Origin of the sequence: Anaeromyxobacter soli, assembly GCF_022808855.1 — a bacterium.
GTDB lineage: Bacteria > Myxococcota > Myxococcia > Myxococcales > Anaeromyxobacteraceae > Anaeromyxobacter > Anaeromyxobacter soli.
On the sequence record NZ_JAKZLF010000012.1, the window covers coordinates 99,787 to 115,288 of the forward strand.

The 15,502-nt window shown below is 65.3% G+C and carries 12 protein-coding genes and 1 pseudogene; 6 read left to right on the plus strand and 7 right to left on the minus strand.

What is annotated here, in order from left to right; all coding sequences use genetic code 11:
* Nucleotides 1–72: 72 nt before the first annotated feature.
* From MLV88_RS24590 to MLV88_RS11095, 3 genes are read left to right on the plus strand one after another with little or no spacing between them, the layout of a single operon-like run.
* Nucleotides 73–1,152, plus strand: a complete 1,080-nt coding sequence (locus tag MLV88_RS24590; protein ID WP_243337508.1) for a tyrosine-type recombinase/integrase — start codon at nt 73–75, stop codon at nt 1,150–1,152.
* Nucleotides 1,153–1,184: 32 nt separating this feature from the next.
* Nucleotides 1,185–2,129 carry an HNH endonuclease gene (locus MLV88_RS11090; RefSeq protein ID WP_243337510.1) on the plus strand — a complete coding sequence of 315 codons (945 nt, stop codon included), beginning with the start codon at nt 1,185–1,187 and terminating at the stop codon, nt 2,127–2,129.
* Between the two features lie 2 nt (nt 2,130–2,131).
* Nucleotides 2,132–3,001: a phospholipase D family protein gene (locus tag MLV88_RS11095; RefSeq protein ID WP_243337512.1), complete on the plus strand. Its 870-nt coding sequence runs from the start codon at nt 2,132–2,134 to the stop codon at nt 2,999–3,001.
* A 5-nt stretch (nt 3,002–3,006) separates the two neighbouring features.
* Here the strand turns inward: MLV88_RS11095 and MLV88_RS11100 are convergent, their stop codons facing one another.
* Nucleotides 3,007–3,951 carry a GGDEF domain-containing protein gene (locus MLV88_RS11100; RefSeq protein ID WP_242343647.1) on the minus strand — a complete coding sequence of 315 codons (945 nt, stop codon included), beginning with the start codon at nt 3,949–3,951 and terminating at the stop codon, nt 3,007–3,009.
* 98 nt (nt 3,952–4,049) lie between these two features.
* On the opposite strand from MLV88_RS11100, the gene MLV88_RS11105 reads away from it, so the two are divergent.
* The 3 genes from MLV88_RS11105 (at nt 4,050) to MLV88_RS11115 (ending at nt 7,859) form a co-directional block, all read left to right on the plus strand.
* Complete coding sequence (locus MLV88_RS11105; protein WP_243337514.1) at nt 4,050–5,936, plus strand: type IV secretory system conjugative DNA transfer family protein; 1,887 nt, start codon at nt 4,050–4,052, stop codon at nt 5,934–5,936.
* On the plus strand, nt 5,933–7,240 hold the full coding sequence (gene dnaG / locus MLV88_RS11110) for a DNA primase (protein WP_242343649.1): 1,308 nt from the start codon (nt 5,933–5,935) through the stop codon (nt 7,238–7,240). Before MLV88_RS11105 ends, dnaG begins: the two co-directional genes overlap by 4 nt.
* Nucleotides 7,241–7,316: 76 nt before the next feature.
* Nucleotides 7,317–7,859: an ORF6N domain-containing protein gene (locus MLV88_RS11115; protein WP_243337516.1), complete on the plus strand. Its 543-nt coding sequence runs from the start codon at nt 7,317–7,319 to the stop codon at nt 7,857–7,859.
* Nucleotides 7,860–7,899: 40 nt separating this feature from the next.
* On the opposite strand, the gene MLV88_RS11120 is transcribed toward MLV88_RS11115, so the two are convergent.
* From MLV88_RS11120 to MLV88_RS11145, 6 genes and pseudogenes are all read right to left on the minus strand, one after another.
* Nucleotides 7,900–8,397, minus strand: a complete 498-nt coding sequence (locus MLV88_RS11120; protein WP_242343651.1) for a lytic transglycosylase domain-containing protein — start codon at nt 8,395–8,397, stop codon at nt 7,900–7,902.
* Nucleotides 8,398–8,421: 24 nt separating this feature from the next.
* Nucleotides 8,422–8,913, minus strand: a complete 492-nt coding sequence (gene ssb, locus MLV88_RS11125; protein WP_242343652.1) for a single-stranded DNA-binding protein — start codon at nt 8,911–8,913, stop codon at nt 8,422–8,424.
* 870 nt (nt 8,914–9,783) lie between these two features.
* Entirely contained in the window at nt 9,784–12,717 is a 2,934-nt protein-coding gene (locus MLV88_RS11130; RefSeq protein ID WP_279324246.1) for an AAA family ATPase, read from the minus strand.
* Nucleotides 12,707–13,240, minus strand: coding sequence for a hypothetical protein (locus MLV88_RS11135; protein WP_242343654.1), 534 nt, complete (start codon nt 13,238–13,240; stop codon nt 12,707–12,709). Before MLV88_RS11135 ends, MLV88_RS11130 begins: the two co-directional genes overlap by 11 nt.
* Nucleotides 13,227–14,936 carry a hypothetical protein gene (locus tag MLV88_RS11140; protein ID WP_242343655.1) on the minus strand — a complete coding sequence of 570 codons (1,710 nt, stop codon included), beginning with the start codon at nt 14,934–14,936 and terminating at the stop codon, nt 13,227–13,229. The genes MLV88_RS11135 and MLV88_RS11140 overlap by 14 nt, the downstream gene beginning before the upstream one ends.
* A 300-nt stretch (nt 14,937–15,236) precedes the next feature.
* Nucleotides 15,237–15,389 (minus strand): annotated as a pseudogene (locus MLV88_RS11145) (JAB domain-containing protein); the annotation flags it as partial.
* Between the last annotated feature and the right edge of the window lie 113 nt (nt 15,390–15,502).

Below are 15,502 nucleotides of genomic sequence, written 5' to 3' on the forward strand. Positions count from 1 at the left end.
CTGAGGGGTACGCCTCCGGCGCTCGCCACAGTGAGATTCTCTACGACGTCCCTCCAGGGAAGGAGGAACGTCGTGGGCGTGAAGAAATACGCGAATACGCGTGGTTCGTTCTGGAAGATCGATGTCTCGGTGACTCTCCCGGACGGGCGCGCAAAGCGCGTCCTGAAGCGGAAGATCCCGACCCGAGAGCAGGCGCTCGCGCTCGAAGCGAAGGTCCGGGCTGAGGCGTTCGAAGGCCGCTTCTTCGATCGGCTCCATGTACCGAAGGTGACTGTGGTTCAGCTCTGGAAGGAGTGGCAGCCGATCAGCCGACGCGACAAGGACTCGTGGCAGAGTGACGTAGCCAGGGCGCGATACCTGTGCGACGTCCTTGGTGACCGAGTCGCGAGCGGCCTAACGCAACGTGACATCGACGAATACCGCAACCGGCGTCTCACGTACCACACTCGCAGAAAGAGCCCGCCATCCCCCGCATCTCTCGATCGAGAGATCGCGCAGCTCAAGCGCATGTGCAGCTACGGGGTTGAGTGCGGGCTCCTGCAGACGAACCCGGTCGCGCGCGTGAAGCTACTCAACAAGCCGAACGTGCGGCGCACGATCATTGACGAGGCGGAGTTCGCGACCCTCGTTGCCGCCGCCGATCCGGAGCTCAGGCCCATCCTCATCGTGGCGTACGACACCGGCATGAGGAAGGGCGAGATCCTCAACCTCCGCTGGTCGCAGATCGATCTCCGCATCGGTGCGATCAGGCTGGCGGCTGAGGATACGAAGACAAACTTCGCGCGAACCGTCTACCTGACGAACCGCGTGATAGACGAACTAAAGAAGCAGCCGAGACACATCGGCACCGATCACGTCTTCGTGAACCCGGAAACGTGCACGCGCTGGGAGGATGCGAGGAAGTTGTTCGTTCGGGCTCGCCGCAACGCAAACCTGGCGCATGTCTGGTTCCACGACCTCCGGCGCAGCTTTGTCACCAACGCACGGCGCCGCGGTGTGGCGGAGTCGGTCGTCATGCGGATGTCGGGTCACCGGACCCGGAACGTGTTCGACCGCTACAACATCGTCGAGGACGAGGACGTGCGGAACGCAGTCAAGGTGATCGAGGCCGGGACGGCTCGCGACCTCGCGGAGTTAGCAGCTTCACCCTGAAGTTTCGCCCCGACCGCGCGTAGAATGCGGACGTGCGAGGCTTCGTAGCCAACACGGATCTGGAGTGGTTCACCTTTCTTCGCGAGCGTCAGCCGCTCGAAGAGGTGAACTTCTGGCAACCATCTGGCCACGATGCCTTCCGCGCGCTCCACCCGGGCGAGCCGCTCCTTTTCCGCCTGAAGAGCCCTCACAACGCGATAGCCGGCTTCGGCCTCTTCGCTCGACACGAGATCGTCCCGGCGTGGCTGGCGTGGGAGTCCTTCGACGTCCGGAACGGCGCGCCGGACTACGACACGATGTGCCATCGCATCGAGCGGTACCGGCACGGGCAGCCGGCCGATCCGCATCGCCAATACCGGATCGGCTGCATCATGCTCTCGCAGCCCGTCTTCTTTGCAGACGGTGACTGGGTCCGGGAACCGGCGGAGTGGCCACGGAATACCGTCCGCGGAAAAGGGTACGATCTCGCCGAGGACGAAGGGCGGCGCGTCTGGGAGGACTGCCTCGCCCGCCTCCGCTCGGGGACGTCGCCGCTCGCAGCCGAACCTGTCGTCGTGGCGGGCGGGGAACGTTTCGGTGCACCGCAGATCGTACTGCCGCGGCTTGGGCAGGCCACTTTCCGCGTCGCGGTGACGCAGGCGTACGGCGCGTGCGCCGTGACGGGGGAGCACTCGCTCCCGGTGCTCGAGGCAGCGCATGTCCAGCCGTTCTCGAAGGGCGGTTCGCACGAGGTGAGGAACGGGTTGCTTCTCCGGACCGACATCCACCGGCTCTTCGACCGTGGATACGTGACGGTCACGCCGGAGCTGCGCTTCGAGGTGAGCGACCGGCTCAAGGCGGAGTACGACAACGGCAAGGCGTACTACGCGCTGCACGGGAGTCGCATCCACATCCCCGGCCGCGACACAGATCGTCCCGATCCTCGGCAGCTCCGCTGGCACAACGAGAACGTCTACGAGCGCGGGATCGCCGCCTGACGATGCAGGTCGCGACGGTCACTACGTCTGATCGGTCGCTCCTCGGGGCAGTGCGCGGCACGCTTGCGACCGCCGAGGATGCGTTTCTGTGCGTCGCGTTCGTCCAGGAGAAGGGCGTTCACCTCGTCGAAAAGGAGCTCGAAGCGCTTCGCAAGCGACGGGGCCGCGCCAGACTTCTCGTGACGACCACGTTCCAGACGACCTCGGCGCCGGCGCTCGGGATGGCGGCACGACTCGGCCTCGAGGTACGCGTCCTGAACCCTGGCTCCGGCTCGACGTTTCACCCCAAGCTATACCTCGGCCGGAACGGCGCCCGCGCACGCGCCGTCATCGGCTCCGCTAACCTGACCGGCGGCCTCGCGACGAACCTGGAGGCGGCGGTGGCGCTTGATGGCGAGCGTAAGGACGAGCCACTCTCGCGGGCGTGGGAGTGGGTTGAATCGCTCTGGACCGACACGCGGGTTCACGCCTGGTACCCCGGCAACGGCGTCGCCGAGCCCGCCGGCGAGGAGCTCGACCCCGAGCTGTACGCCGCCATCCGCGCCGAGTGGCTACGGAACCCCCTGTTCCACACACTCGGGCCGCATCGCAGACGAAACCTCGTGACGGACGTCACGCCGAGCGTCGTCTACGTCGAGACGGCGCGGTCGCGGAGCGAGCGTGGCGGCGCAGCCGAGATCCCCGCGTGGATGTTCAATCTCGCGTGGGACCAGCTGAGAACGCATGGGATCCTCACGAACCGCACGCTGCTGAAGGACTTTCGCGTCCACCGTTCGAGCGCAGTCTGCGCCATCCTCGCACGATTACCGGGTGTCGACGCGGACGCGGGCAGGTACATCACGCTCCGGTGGAAAGGCCGCGAGGTGGCATGAGGTACTTATGACGAGACCCGATTCCGGCCCGACCGCTTCGATTCGTACAGCTTCTCGTCGGCAGCCTTCATGAGCTGTTGTGGGGTCTTCATCTCCGGACCGAGCTCGGCGACGCCGAGCGAGATCGTCACCGGAATCACCGCACCGTCGAAGCTGAATCGGTGCCGCTCGACCGCCGTGCGAAACTTCTCGGCAACCGTGGCGGCGCCCTCGCGTGTTGCCTCCGGCAGGACGAGGGCGAACTCTTCGCCTCCGTACCGGGCGAAGCACTCCTCGGCGCGAACCTGGGCACGGATCATCGCGCCGAGTTCCCGGAGGACCTCGTCGCCGGCAAGGTGACTGTGTGTGTCATTGATCTTCTTGAAGTGGTCGATGTCGAACATCACGAGCGACAGCGGACGGCCATGGCGGTGCGCGCGGACGATCTCGCGCTCGAGCGTCTCCAGGAGGAAGCGCTTCGTGGACGCCTGTGTCAGGGCGTCGGTCACCATGAGGGTGTAGATCTCCTCGTGGTACTGCGCCTCGACGTCGCCGCCCGCGAAGTACTTGAAGATGGCGGGACCCACCTTGAAGCGGTCCCCACCGCGGAGCGTCTGCTCGGAGACGAGTCGATCGTTCAGGAACGTCCCGTTGGTCGAACGCAGGTCCACGAGCGCGTGGTCGCGCCCCCGCGGCTCGATTCGGACGTGCAACCGCGACACGCTCGTCTCGTCGACGACGATGGTCGCGCCTGTACCACGCCCGATAGTCACGGCCTCTTCCCAGCCCAACGCCCACTTCCGGCCAAGGTGGCTCCGATCGTGGGAGTGGATGAGCACGATGCAAGCGCCCGCAGGCCGAGCCTTCTCACCAATGAGCGAGAGCCGCGTGAGGCGCGTTCGGTTGGAGGACGCGGCTGCCGCCGTTTCATCCTTCACTAGCACGAGCTGCTTCCGGTCTCCCTCGTCCATCGCTCCCTCGCGCGCGGGTCTGACGCATCTTAGCATCTAGTTGTCATCCGTGTGGCGGCTGGGTATGGTTGCGTCCCGCGCTCCCCAGCGCAGGGCGCATGCCGCCGGACAGACCTACAGCACCGTTCCCTCTCGTCCTCCGGCTGGGCGTAGCCGTCCTTGCCTGCGTAGCGCTCGCGGAGGCGCTCTACCGGTTGCAGGGAGATGGGTTCGTCGGGGCCGGTCCTGGCGGACGTGTGATCGCATTCGCCGCCGCCCCCGTAATCCGGCGGTACGAGCCGATCCGCGCGTGGATCGTCGCGCACCCGAGGCTCGCCGTTTTCACGGCGATCGCAACCGCCACGGTTCTGACTCTCCTTGCACGTCAACTGCTGCTGTTCTGGCGAAACGAGGTGGTCGCGCGCATCGCAGGAACGCACTTCGAGCCCACAAGCCTCGAGCTCCCGTCCGCCGAATTCGACCTCGTGAACGAGTTGCGCGCGCGCCCACCGGGAACGACCTTCGTCGGCAAGTCACCTCGACGGCACTGGGGACGCTGGCGTTGGACGCCCGTCTACCTGACAGAGCAGCAACGCGATTCGCACCGGCACGTCATCGGAAAGACGGGAAGCGGCAAGAGCCACGGCGTCATCTGGCCGCAGGTGCTGCAGGACGTTCTCGCAGGTAAGGGCTGCGTCGTGATGTCCGGGAAGGGCAGCGACGAGGAGATCGCGATCATCAAGGCGATCGCGAGCGCGGCGGGGCGGGAGCAGGACCTACGCGTGTTCGCGCTCCCGGCCTGGAACCAGCCGCACCTGTTCACGCATTCGTACAACATGGTGCACGTCGAGCCCCGGACACCCGACGACCCCGGAGGCGACCCGGTGGTCACCGCCGAGCGCGTCTTCTCCGTCCTGCCGCTGGGCGACAACGCCTACTACAACACCCAGGCGCAGATCTTCTTCACGAACCTGTGCACGCTGCTGCACGGCATGGTCGATCGCGAAGGGCGCGGCCTTCCCTTCACGATCCGCGACATCGGCGTCTGCCTCAAGGGCGTGGGCGACGACGGCTGCTGGAACCGGGCGCTCTCGTGGTGCCTCGAAACCTCGAAGGAGCGCAGCGCTGCGAAGGAGATCAAGTCGCACATCGTTCGGCTCGGGCGCGACATCCACAAGGCGCTCTCGGGGCTGGTGGGTGTCGTAGACAAGTTCCAGGCGTCGCAGGTGAACGCGTACGACCCCGACATCGTAATGCGGGATGTCCTCGAGAAGGACCAGATCGTCTACATCCAGCTCCCCTCTAACCTCTTCAAGCTGCAGGCGCCCGCGCTCGGCAAGGTGTTCCTCATCGACGTTCAGCAGCAGGGCTCGCTGCGCCAGGTGCACCGCACGACCCGCAACCAGCGGGCGTTCAGCGTGGTCGTCGACGAGTTCGCTCGCTTCGCTGACAAGTCCGTGGTCGACAGCCTCAACCAGCTCCGCGACGCGCACGTTCAGTTCACGCTCGCGCACCAGAGCGTCGCGGATCTCGAGATCGTGAGCCGCGAGTTCGCCACGGCCGTTTGGGACAACACGCGCTGCAAGGACATCCTCAAGCAGGACAACCCCGCCCTCTGCGAGCTCGTGAGCAAGTCGATCGGGACCGTGCAGGAGGTGCAGAAGACGGTGCGAACGGAGAAGGGCCCACTTCTGACCGCGCTCGCGACGCGAGAAGCGTCCACGCGCCTCGTGGAGTCGTACAAGCTCCACCCGAACGCCATCAAGAATCTCGCCCGCGCAGGCCAGGGGTACGTCTTCACCGACGAGGGGCTTCGGCCAGTCTGTTACGGGATGCTCCCGGAGAACTTCCGCGCCACCTACTCGCTCGCGCGCAAGGATCAGTCGGGCGCGCGTGGTCTCAAGCTGTACGAGAGGTTCGTGCTCGGGTCCGCGGAGGTCCGTCTCGAGGATGAATCTGCCCCCTCGGGCGTCGGCACGCTGGCTGTGAACGGGAGGGCGACATGATCGCCGAGTCGGTCATCGACGATATCCGGGCACGGCTGGACGCGGTGGCCGTGATCGGTCGCCACACCAAGCTGCGCAAGAGCGGCTCGAGCTTCGTTGGAGCATGCCCGTTCCACGCTGAGAAGAACCCGAGCTTCCGCGTGTATGCGGAGAAGAAGCGTTTCCGCTGCTACGGGTGCGGGGCACACGGCGACGTCTTCGAGTTCCTCCAGAAGCTGCACGGGAAGGAGTTCCCGGTCGTCGTTCGGGAGCTCGCCGTCGAGGTGGGCATCGCGGTGCCCGAGAGGAAGGCGCCCGCGCACCTCGAGTCTCTTCGTCAAGAGAAGGCGGGCGCGCTCGCCGCATGCGAGGCCTCGGCGACGCACTGGATCGCGCACCTGTGGGCTGCCGCAGGCGACGACGCCCGCCGTCACCTGAATGCTCGCGGCGTGAACGAGGCTACCGCGCGCGAGTTCAGACTCGGTGCGGCCGTGAAGGAGTGGCACGACCTGCATCGCGCCGTCGCCGGCAAGAACGGGCTATCGAACGCGGACCTCGACCGGGCAGGCCTCGTGCTCGACAAGGGGAAGGGCGTTTACGACCGATTCCGCGACCGGCTCATCTTCCCTGTGACAGATCTCGAGGGCCGCGTGATCGGGTTCGGTGGCCGAGCGCTCGGGCATGAGCCCGGGCCGAAGTACATCAACTCGCCCGAGACCCTCCTCTACAAGAAGTGCCGCGTCCTGTACGGCATCTCTCAGGCGAAGGACGCGATCCGCAAGGCAGGCGTGGCGATCCTCGTCGAGGGGTACTTTGACGTGCTGCTGCCGCACCAGGCCGGCATCCGGAACGTCGTGGGCGTATGCGGGACCGCGCTCACGCCGGAGCAACTCGAGCTGCTGAAGCGGTGCGACTGCCGCGAGCTCGTCATCCTCTTCGACGGCGACGCAGCGGGCAGCAGAGCGCCACCCCAGGTCGCGGCCGCGATCTTCCAGGCTGGGCTCTCGGCGCGCGTGGCACGACTTTCTGGTGATCCCGACGAGTACGTGCGCGCCCACGGACGCGCCGGATTCGAGGCGCTCATCGCCGCGGCGCCGGCGCTCACCGAGTACCTCATCGACCAGGCCATCCAGCGGCATACAGGCAGCGCGGCGGCCACCCACGCGTCGGTCGAGCAGAAGATCGCCATAGTCCGGATACTGACGCCGCATGCCTTCGCGCTGCCCGAAGGGCTCGCGCGCTCGGCGTTCGAGCGTCGGATCGCGCAGCGCCTGGCGCTGGACGTCGGCGCGCTTCGGGCGGAGGTGCAGCGGCTCGCGAGGTGAAGGGCATCCCCCTCGCTGCGGCCGGGTCGCCGCGCAGGAACCGTAGCGCGCGCAGGATGCGCTCGAAGGAGACGATGTGACCACTGCCCACCGCCCGCTTCTCGCTCCCGGGATCATCGAGCGCAAGATCCTCGTCCTCCGGCGCCACCGGGTCATCCTCGACGAGCAGCTCGCGCCCTTGTACGGGGTCGAGGTGAAGGTCCTGAACCAGGCGGTGAAGCGCAACCGGGAGCGCTTCCCCGAGGACTTCATGTTCCAGCTCACCGCGGAGGAGACCGCCCTTCTAAGGTCACAAAATGTGACCTTAGACGCTGGCCACGGCCGCGGCGCCCATCGGAAGTACCGGCCCTACGCCTTCACCGAGCAGGGCGTCGCCATGCTGTCCAGCGTCCTCCGCAGCCCTCGCGCGGTGCAGGTGAACATCGAGATCATGAGGGCCTTCGTGCGCCTCCGGCGGATGCTCCAGGAGAACGCGGACCTCGCCCGGAAGCTCGCGGCGCTGGAGAAGAAGTACGACGCGCAGTTCAAAGTCGTGTTCGACGCCATTCGGGAGCTCATGGAGCCGCCGGTCCAGGCCTCTCGGCCGATCGGGTTCACGAAGAAGTCGGAGCCGTCATGACAGCGCACAGCATTCAGCCGAACTCGCCCCTGCGAGTCGCTCACCGGGCACCTCGTGCATCCTCGGGCACGACGTGCAGCTTCCCGCCAGCGTACCGTGCGTACGACTCCAGCACCGCCCTCACGTACCCTGGCGTCTCTCCGTTCTGTGGGATGGGGGCGAACAGCTCTCGCGGGCGAGCGTTGTATGCCGTGAGGGCGCTGATCACGTCGCCCCGGTAGTGCCGGAGCAGGACCGCGAGCAGCCGTACGCCGCCGAGGATGTTCTTCGCCGGGTCGAACAGCTCCTCGCGAGATACACCGACCTTCGCCGCCGTCGCGGGGAGGAGTTGCATGAGGCCGAGTGCTCCCGCTCGGGAGACGGCGCGCGGGTTCCATGAGCTCTCCCGCATGATGACCGCCTTCACCAGCGCGGCGGGGACATAATGCACGTCGTGCACGTCCTCGATCGCTGCGGCGATCTCGCGGTCGTACCGCGTGTCCGGCGGCGCTGAGCTTGCGACGACCAGCGCGAGCGTAAGTACTTCGAACTCGAGCATCTCCGAGATGCCTCGCGAGCCCTGCTACGGGATCCGCTCGAGTTCATCGAGATCGGGTGGCGGCGTCGGCGGAGGTACGTCGTCGGCCGCTAGCAGCGGTTCGTCGGCAGCGGCGGCGATCGCCTCGGAGGATGCCGCGAGTTCGGGGCGCGCCAGCGATGACGGCGCATGGTGGGGGCCGTGATGCTCGCCGCCACCGAGGAACTGGACGAGCTCGGCGACGACCTTCACACGCTGCCGGTCCTGTCCGCTCTGCTTGTCCTTCCAGCGGTCCGTCTTGAGCCGACCGGCCACGTAGACCTGGCGCCCCTTTGCGAGGTACTGCCGGCAGAGTTCGCCGTGCCGCCCCCACACCTCGATGTCGTGCCACTCGCGTTCCTCCGTGCGGTGGCCGGTTCGCTTGTCGATCCAGCTGCGGGAGGTTGCAAGACGAAGGATCGCGACGGTCTGGCCGCCGGCCTGTCGCATCTCGGGATCTCGGCCGAGGTTTCCGACGAGGATGACCTTGTTCACCATGCGGCGCCCTCCAGTTCATCCGATTGCCGCAACAGCGAGCGGTACTCGCGTGTCCGATCCGCGACCGTCCTTCATCGCACCGCACGGCTGGCGATAGGCGGAGGCGTCGCCCCCACCCCGGTGGCGGCCCCGCGTTGGGGCACGTTCCTCGGCGTTGGGTGCACCAGCTCGAGGAGCAGGAGGCCGAGAATGAACAAGAGGAGCCCGAGCAGCAGACGGCGCGGAAGACGGAGCAGCACCCCGACCACGCCAAACATGCTCTGGAACAGGAACACGCGACCCCTCCGTCTCAGGGTGAGTTCGCCATGTTCGCCATCTAGATGTCAAGAGGATGCTACGTGGCGACACCGCTGGGGGCCCCGTCGCGGGAGAGCACCGAGATCGCGTGGATCTCGTGCACGAACGAACCCCCTCGCGACGAGCCGCCTACTTCGCCGACTGGACCTGCCGGGCCAACTCGCGCAGCTTGGCTATGGCCGCGCGCATCTCGGCGTCATGGCAGGTGGGGCAGCCGCCAGCACCATAAGACTCCACCGCTCGGAGCCGTTCCTCGAGGACTGAGACGGCGTACTCCACGGTCTGCCGGTCGAGCGGGGGCGGAGGAGGACGAGTCGTTCGCCGCATGCTGGGCGCAGTATCACGCGCCCTGAACGTCTGTCCAGCTCCACATCCAGCCTCGCCGTGTCGAGCCGACGGCGAGGTACTCACTTCACCTGGCATCGCAGGTGCGCGCCCAACACGGCCGCGGGGACCACGATGCGCGCAGGAGGACGTTCCTCCACCTCTTCGACCCACCGCGCTGCATTCGTAAGGAAGCGCGCTGAGGCGCAGGTACCGCATTTCGCCGCCCGCTCATGAGTCGCCCATATCCTAAGCCCCCGCGGATGCGGAGGTGCTTCGGCCCCCGACCTCAGACGACAGGATCGGCCCTGTCTCGCGATCGAAGTCGACGAATTCGTGGGCAACTACGCGGTTGCCGGTCGCATTCCCCCAACGCTGCATCTTCAGCTTGAGCAGGTCGCCGATGTTGCGGTCGGCCGTACTCACTATCACCTGCCGCTCCTGAGCGACTCGCTTCAGTACTTCGACGAAATTCAGGAACTTCACGTCGTCTAGGTGCTGAACCGGTTCGTCCAGCATGATGACGTTGAGGCGGCTCCAAGCTTGAAGGAGCGATACGCCCAGGAACAGCGAAAGCGCCAAGCACGTCAACTGGCCCGCCGAACTATACGGCTTCGGATCGACCCCTGCGGCGAGCCCCCGTTCACCGATACGGAGGGTTCCGTCGCGCAGGATTCTGACGATGTTGAGGTGCCTGTGAGGCGTGAGCAACGAGAGGATCTCGTTCACCGAGGCGTCGCTCTGATTGAGACGAGCTTCTGCAGCTCGTTGGACAGATGCCTCCATCGAATCACGTAGGGCGCCCAGACGTCCCCGGGCTTTGTCGAGCCGCGCCTGCGTCGCCGCTGCGTCGTCAACGATCCGTGTGAGACTTGCCAGCTCGATCTTGAGTCGCGGTAGCTCAGCAGTCCTGAGAAGGGATGACATCCGAGTAACGAGCCCCGAGCACGTTGCTGCGCGCTCTGATGTTGCGGTTGCCTCTGCCTCCTTGACCGCTACGTAGGCGTTGAGTGGCTCGGGCATTTCCTCCAGGGTGGCGCGATCGACTCCCATCTCGCGGGCCGCAGCCAAGAGTCCGATACCGGCGACTTGTAGCTCCTCGTTGGTGCGCTCAAGCCCCCTCAGCTCCGCATCGACCGCATCTCGCTCCTTCCGCGCTCGAGCGAGTTCGGTCGCGAGTCCATCCCGCGCATTCGCAGCGCGGCGCTGCGCAGCATCAGCCGCGGCAACGCGCTCTGCCGCTGTCCGGACATCCGCGGCGGCACGCGTGAGGTCCGCTTGCACGATGCGGTCGTCGGTGTCAATCGTTCCGATCGACGCAAGGCGATCCTCGAGCGAGCGTACCAGGCCGACCTGCCGAGCAAGGTCGCTCGACGCCTTTTCGAACTCGGACTCGGCTCGGCGACTCGCTTCTCCTGCACTCGACGCTTCGCGCTTGCGCCCGGTCAGCTCCGCTTCAGCGCGATCGCTTTCACCCTCGCCCAGCGGAGCGACGTCGCCGTACGTCGCTTGAGCAGAGGAAAGCTCCCTCTGCGCCCCCTCATGAAGCGCCGTTAGAGACTGCACACGAGCGCGCTGACGCTCCACATCGAACGTTGCCCTCTTGAGAGAATCCCTTGCACGCTCGTACTCACTGTCGAGCGTCTGAAGGCGAGCGATGTCGCCGACATGCCTCGACGTCCGCTCAAGAGCCCGAGTTATCGCCGAGTGCAACTCCTCAGGCGATGAGTATGCGTGTCCACACAGCAGACACTCGCACGCGTCCTGGCGCTGCAAGGTGGATAGCTCTCGAACTGCTGCAACGACGCGCTCGGCGATTGTTCCGAACTGCGCTGCGCGTTCGCGCTCCCGCGCAACGGCTGCAGCAAGTTCTGCTTCTACGCTCTTCTCCTGGTTCGCTCGTGCCAACGCGTGCTGAAGCGCGATCTTCGCTTCCTCAAGCTGCTCGCCACTGAGAAAAACTGCTGACCTCGCCTTCTCAAGCAGGGAATGGGCCCTGGCGCGCCTTTGCACTTCCTCCCACGCCGCTGCCGCGTCCGCGGCGCGTGCCCTTGCTTCGTCAAATCGATGAGCAAGTTCCGCCGCTCGCGCCTTCAGCTCCTGAGCCTTGTTCGTAACTTCGGGGAGGGCCGCGGAAACCTCAGCCATTTGTGACCGGGTTGCACGAGCCTCAGCATTCCTCTGGCTTGCTAGTTCGAGTTCGGCCCTCCGCGCCCTTAACGCCTCCGCGTTCGTCACCGCGAGTCGATGAGCTGCGCCGCATTCCAGCAACTCCTTCTCGGCGGCCTCCACCTTGAACACCTGCGCCGCGACTGCTGACTCAAGAGCGCCTCGACGCTCGACGTACGACTGCACTCCGAGCCAACACTGACTGGCCCTCGCAACGTGAGCGACAATCCGCTCCCGTAGAGAGCGCCCGCGAGTAATCTTTTCAACGGCGGCGCCGGCCGCCTGCGTCGCTTGCCGCCCAAGCTCCGAAAGACTCCCGACGACTTGCTCTATCGGCGCGGTCATCGCCCGATCCCCGAGAATCAGGCTGGCTTCGCGCCGAACTGGCTCTTCTTCAGTCAGCCTCTTGTGCTCGAGCTCCAGGATCTCAGCAGAGACTTCGCTGATGCGCTGTTGCGCCTCGTGACTGGCGCGCGCCGATTCGCGGGTCGACTCGTCCAGCTTCTGAAACACCTTCTTGATCCCTGTCCGTACGGTGTCGGCAAGCGGAACACCGGTCAGGGCCCGCAACAGGGTCGCTCGGTCCTCCGGATCGGATACCGCCAGTTCACGAAGCGTGTCTTGCGATAGATACGAAAGCCCTCTGAGCGCAGACAGCAGCGCCCGCGTGTCGTTGAATACCGAGGGATCCGTGACTAATTCCTTCGCGTCGTATTCGTCGCCGTTGAGACTCGCCCCACGTTCCGTTCGCGTGAGCGAGAACCCGTCACCGGTGAGCGTCACCTGTGGTGGCGCCGGCTTCCAAAGGTTCCTACACACCCCGTCGTGATCGGACCCGAGCCGAAACCCACGTCCGAACAGCGCCCAATCGATCGCATCGAACACCGTCGTCTTGCCGAGGCCGTTGCGGCCGAGCAACAACGTCACGCGGCCGAGCTCGAACGTTCGTTGATCGCGAAAGCCCCGGAAATCGGTGAGTTGCAGCTTCGAGGCAGTGATGCGCTCAGTTGGCATCGCCCGGCTCCCCGGACAGGATCCGGATCAACGCGTCGACTTCTTCTCGAGGCTGCCGTGGCTTTAGCAAGACCTCCAGTCCTCTTCGCAGTTCCGAATCTCCGGCACAGAACTGCGCGAGCGTGTCTTCTACGACGGTCGGCGAGGCCGCTCCCGGGTTCGCTTCCCGGCGTCCAATAGACTGCGCGAACAAGCTCGGCACGTCTTCATCCTCGGAGAACGCGAGCTTCCTGCTGCCACGCGTCTCTCTCTCGATGTGCCGCTTCACTGCGTCAGAAGTCCCCGTCGGTAGCTCGATCAGCAGCACTAGGCTCCACAGGTCCTCGCGACGCAACACGACCGGGGGGCTCCCGAGTCGATCGTACGCGTTGTCGACACGGCTCGCCCAGGTTTCAGGAGATGCGTTGATAGCACCCACAATCAGGTCCGCGGCGCGAGCCCACGCCGACGCTTCGTCCGAATGCAGAAACTCCGGCGTGTGTGGCTTGCATGCCAGTGCGACCATCTCCTCACACGTTCGCATTCGTACGCTCCTTTGGGATCCCAAGGTCGTCAAGGACCGTATTCGCCACAACCGATCTCCAGAAAGCAGCCCCGCACAAACGCAGGGGCTCAGGCATCTGGGCTATGGCTTGATCTACTTCTCCTCGAGGAGCGATCCGCGCGGCATCGATCCGTCCGATCGGCAGACTTGGAACAGCGCGAAGAACGACCGTCGGTCGGTGGCGCAAGAGCGGCTGCCCCCTGAAGTACGACTGCTCGAACGAATCTTCGCTCCCGGAGTGAGTCGCAATCAGTACCGGCGAGCCGCCAACCTTGGCGTTCCAGTATTCGCGACGTTTTCGGTCGAGCGAGACGCCGCCGTCCAGGGCTGCAAGAGCCAGCACCAGTTCAGCGATCTTGCCCGGCATCTCCTTGGCCTCATCGAACAGTGAGTCGAAGCTGATGCGGTGATCCCAGCAGGCGCAGCACGATGCAGCCTCCGGGTGATCCTCGTACGCGAGATGCTTCGGGTCCTCTCGCTGCACGAGCGCCTGGTCGAGAAACACTGATAGCCAGTTCGGCTTTCGAAGATCGTTCAGAATCGCCTGTGCAGCGCCGCTCAGCTTTGCACCGAGTTCCGGAGGAAGCGCCGCGTGGGCGAGCGCCTTCGGCTCGCCCCGTTTGAAGAGGTCCGCGACATGGAACCCGGGCCGCTGGTCTCTCACCAGAGCGGTGTCCTCAACCACATACGGGTGGACCGCTTCGACGAATCTCGATCGAATGGCGTCATCGGCGCCATAACCAGCCAGGTCCCTCGGGAGAATCGTGTGAATCCGGTGGGCGTCTACGTCGTACCTCGGGAGCGCAACCCTTGTGATGAAACGTCCCGGAACAGCGGCTTCCGTGCAGTAGTCCGCGCCATTGCAGAGCATGTGCTTGCTTGGAGGAAGCACATGAGTGTCCGCGAAGATTAGGCCCGATGCTCCGTACCGAAGTCGACTCCGTTCTCCAGGAGAGCAGTTCGCTGCGACGACTAGAGGCCTACCCTGCTCGAACAACGAGAGAAGACGCTCGTGGAATTTCGCGCTTCTTGGCTTGGGGTTGTGCTGAATCCAGAAGATTAGGTCCGGCTTCTCCGCGACCACTCGGCGTGCGAACCCATTCGGATCCCCGTCCTCGAGCCATTCAGAGCAAATGGTTACTGCGAACCGGAGCGGTACACCGTCGGTAGGCTTGCCCTCGAACACACGGAGACGCGTACCACCGACGAAGCAAGCGGCGGCGCGCTCGTCGTACGATGGCAGCCCCTTGGGCTGAATGAATACCTCGCTCTTGGTCGCCACAAGAGCGACGTTCGCGTACGCTCCCGGCCCCCACGGCTCTTTCCAGAATTCCGCGCTGGCTCCCGTGTTCTTTTCGAGGGCTTCGCACTCATCCTGCTTCAGGTGGCCGAGGCCAGCGATGACGAGCCGGTTATCCGGCAGTGACTTGAGCCCCTTCAAAATGTCGTCGACCCGGTTGGGGTCGACTGACAACTCTGGCACGACGAATACGACCGGCCGCTTCGCAGCCTCTTTCGCGTCACATTCGAACGCCCGACTCAGCACTTGCCAGGCACATCGCCCTGCTTTCGGACCGTACGGAGGGCCTCCGCCCAGCGCCTCAACTGCTGGCTGCGCAAGCCACAGCACGCCGGTCTCTCCCTTCGACCATGCAAATGTCAGTTTCTCTGTCATTCAGTGCCTGACGCGCCTCGTTGAAGGATGCTTGACAACGACGATGTGCCCTGTCGCCGCGGAACGGCAAGAAAGGATTCTACAACGGGCGAACCACGGCCGAACTCGTCGTATGGTACGCGCCAGCGCCGTCCCTTATCGAGCCACGTGAAGACGTAGGTCACGACCTCTGTTCATTCGAGCCCTCCGCCTTCCTGGCGGGACGAGTCACCTCGACATCCGTAACGCCGATGAGAAGTGTATGATCTCGTCCTCTCCCGGCGGCCCCTGGGCGCGCGCCGGGGCCGCTCCTCCGCTCGTTCATCGCCGCCAGCGCCCCGCCTCGACGAAGCTGTAGTAGCCGCCCGCCGCGACGATGACGTGGTCCCGGGCCAGCAGCCCGACCAGCTCGGCCGCGGCGCGGAGCCGCTCCGTCAGGTCCGCGTCATCAGGGGATGGGGCCGGGTCTCCAGTTACGCGTAGCTACGCATAAGCGGCGTTATGCGGACCTTCGCATTATGCGGAGCGCCCACCGGAACCCCGCGTCGGCGTGCGATTCGTGCGGTTCGGAGTCGGCATAATCGGGA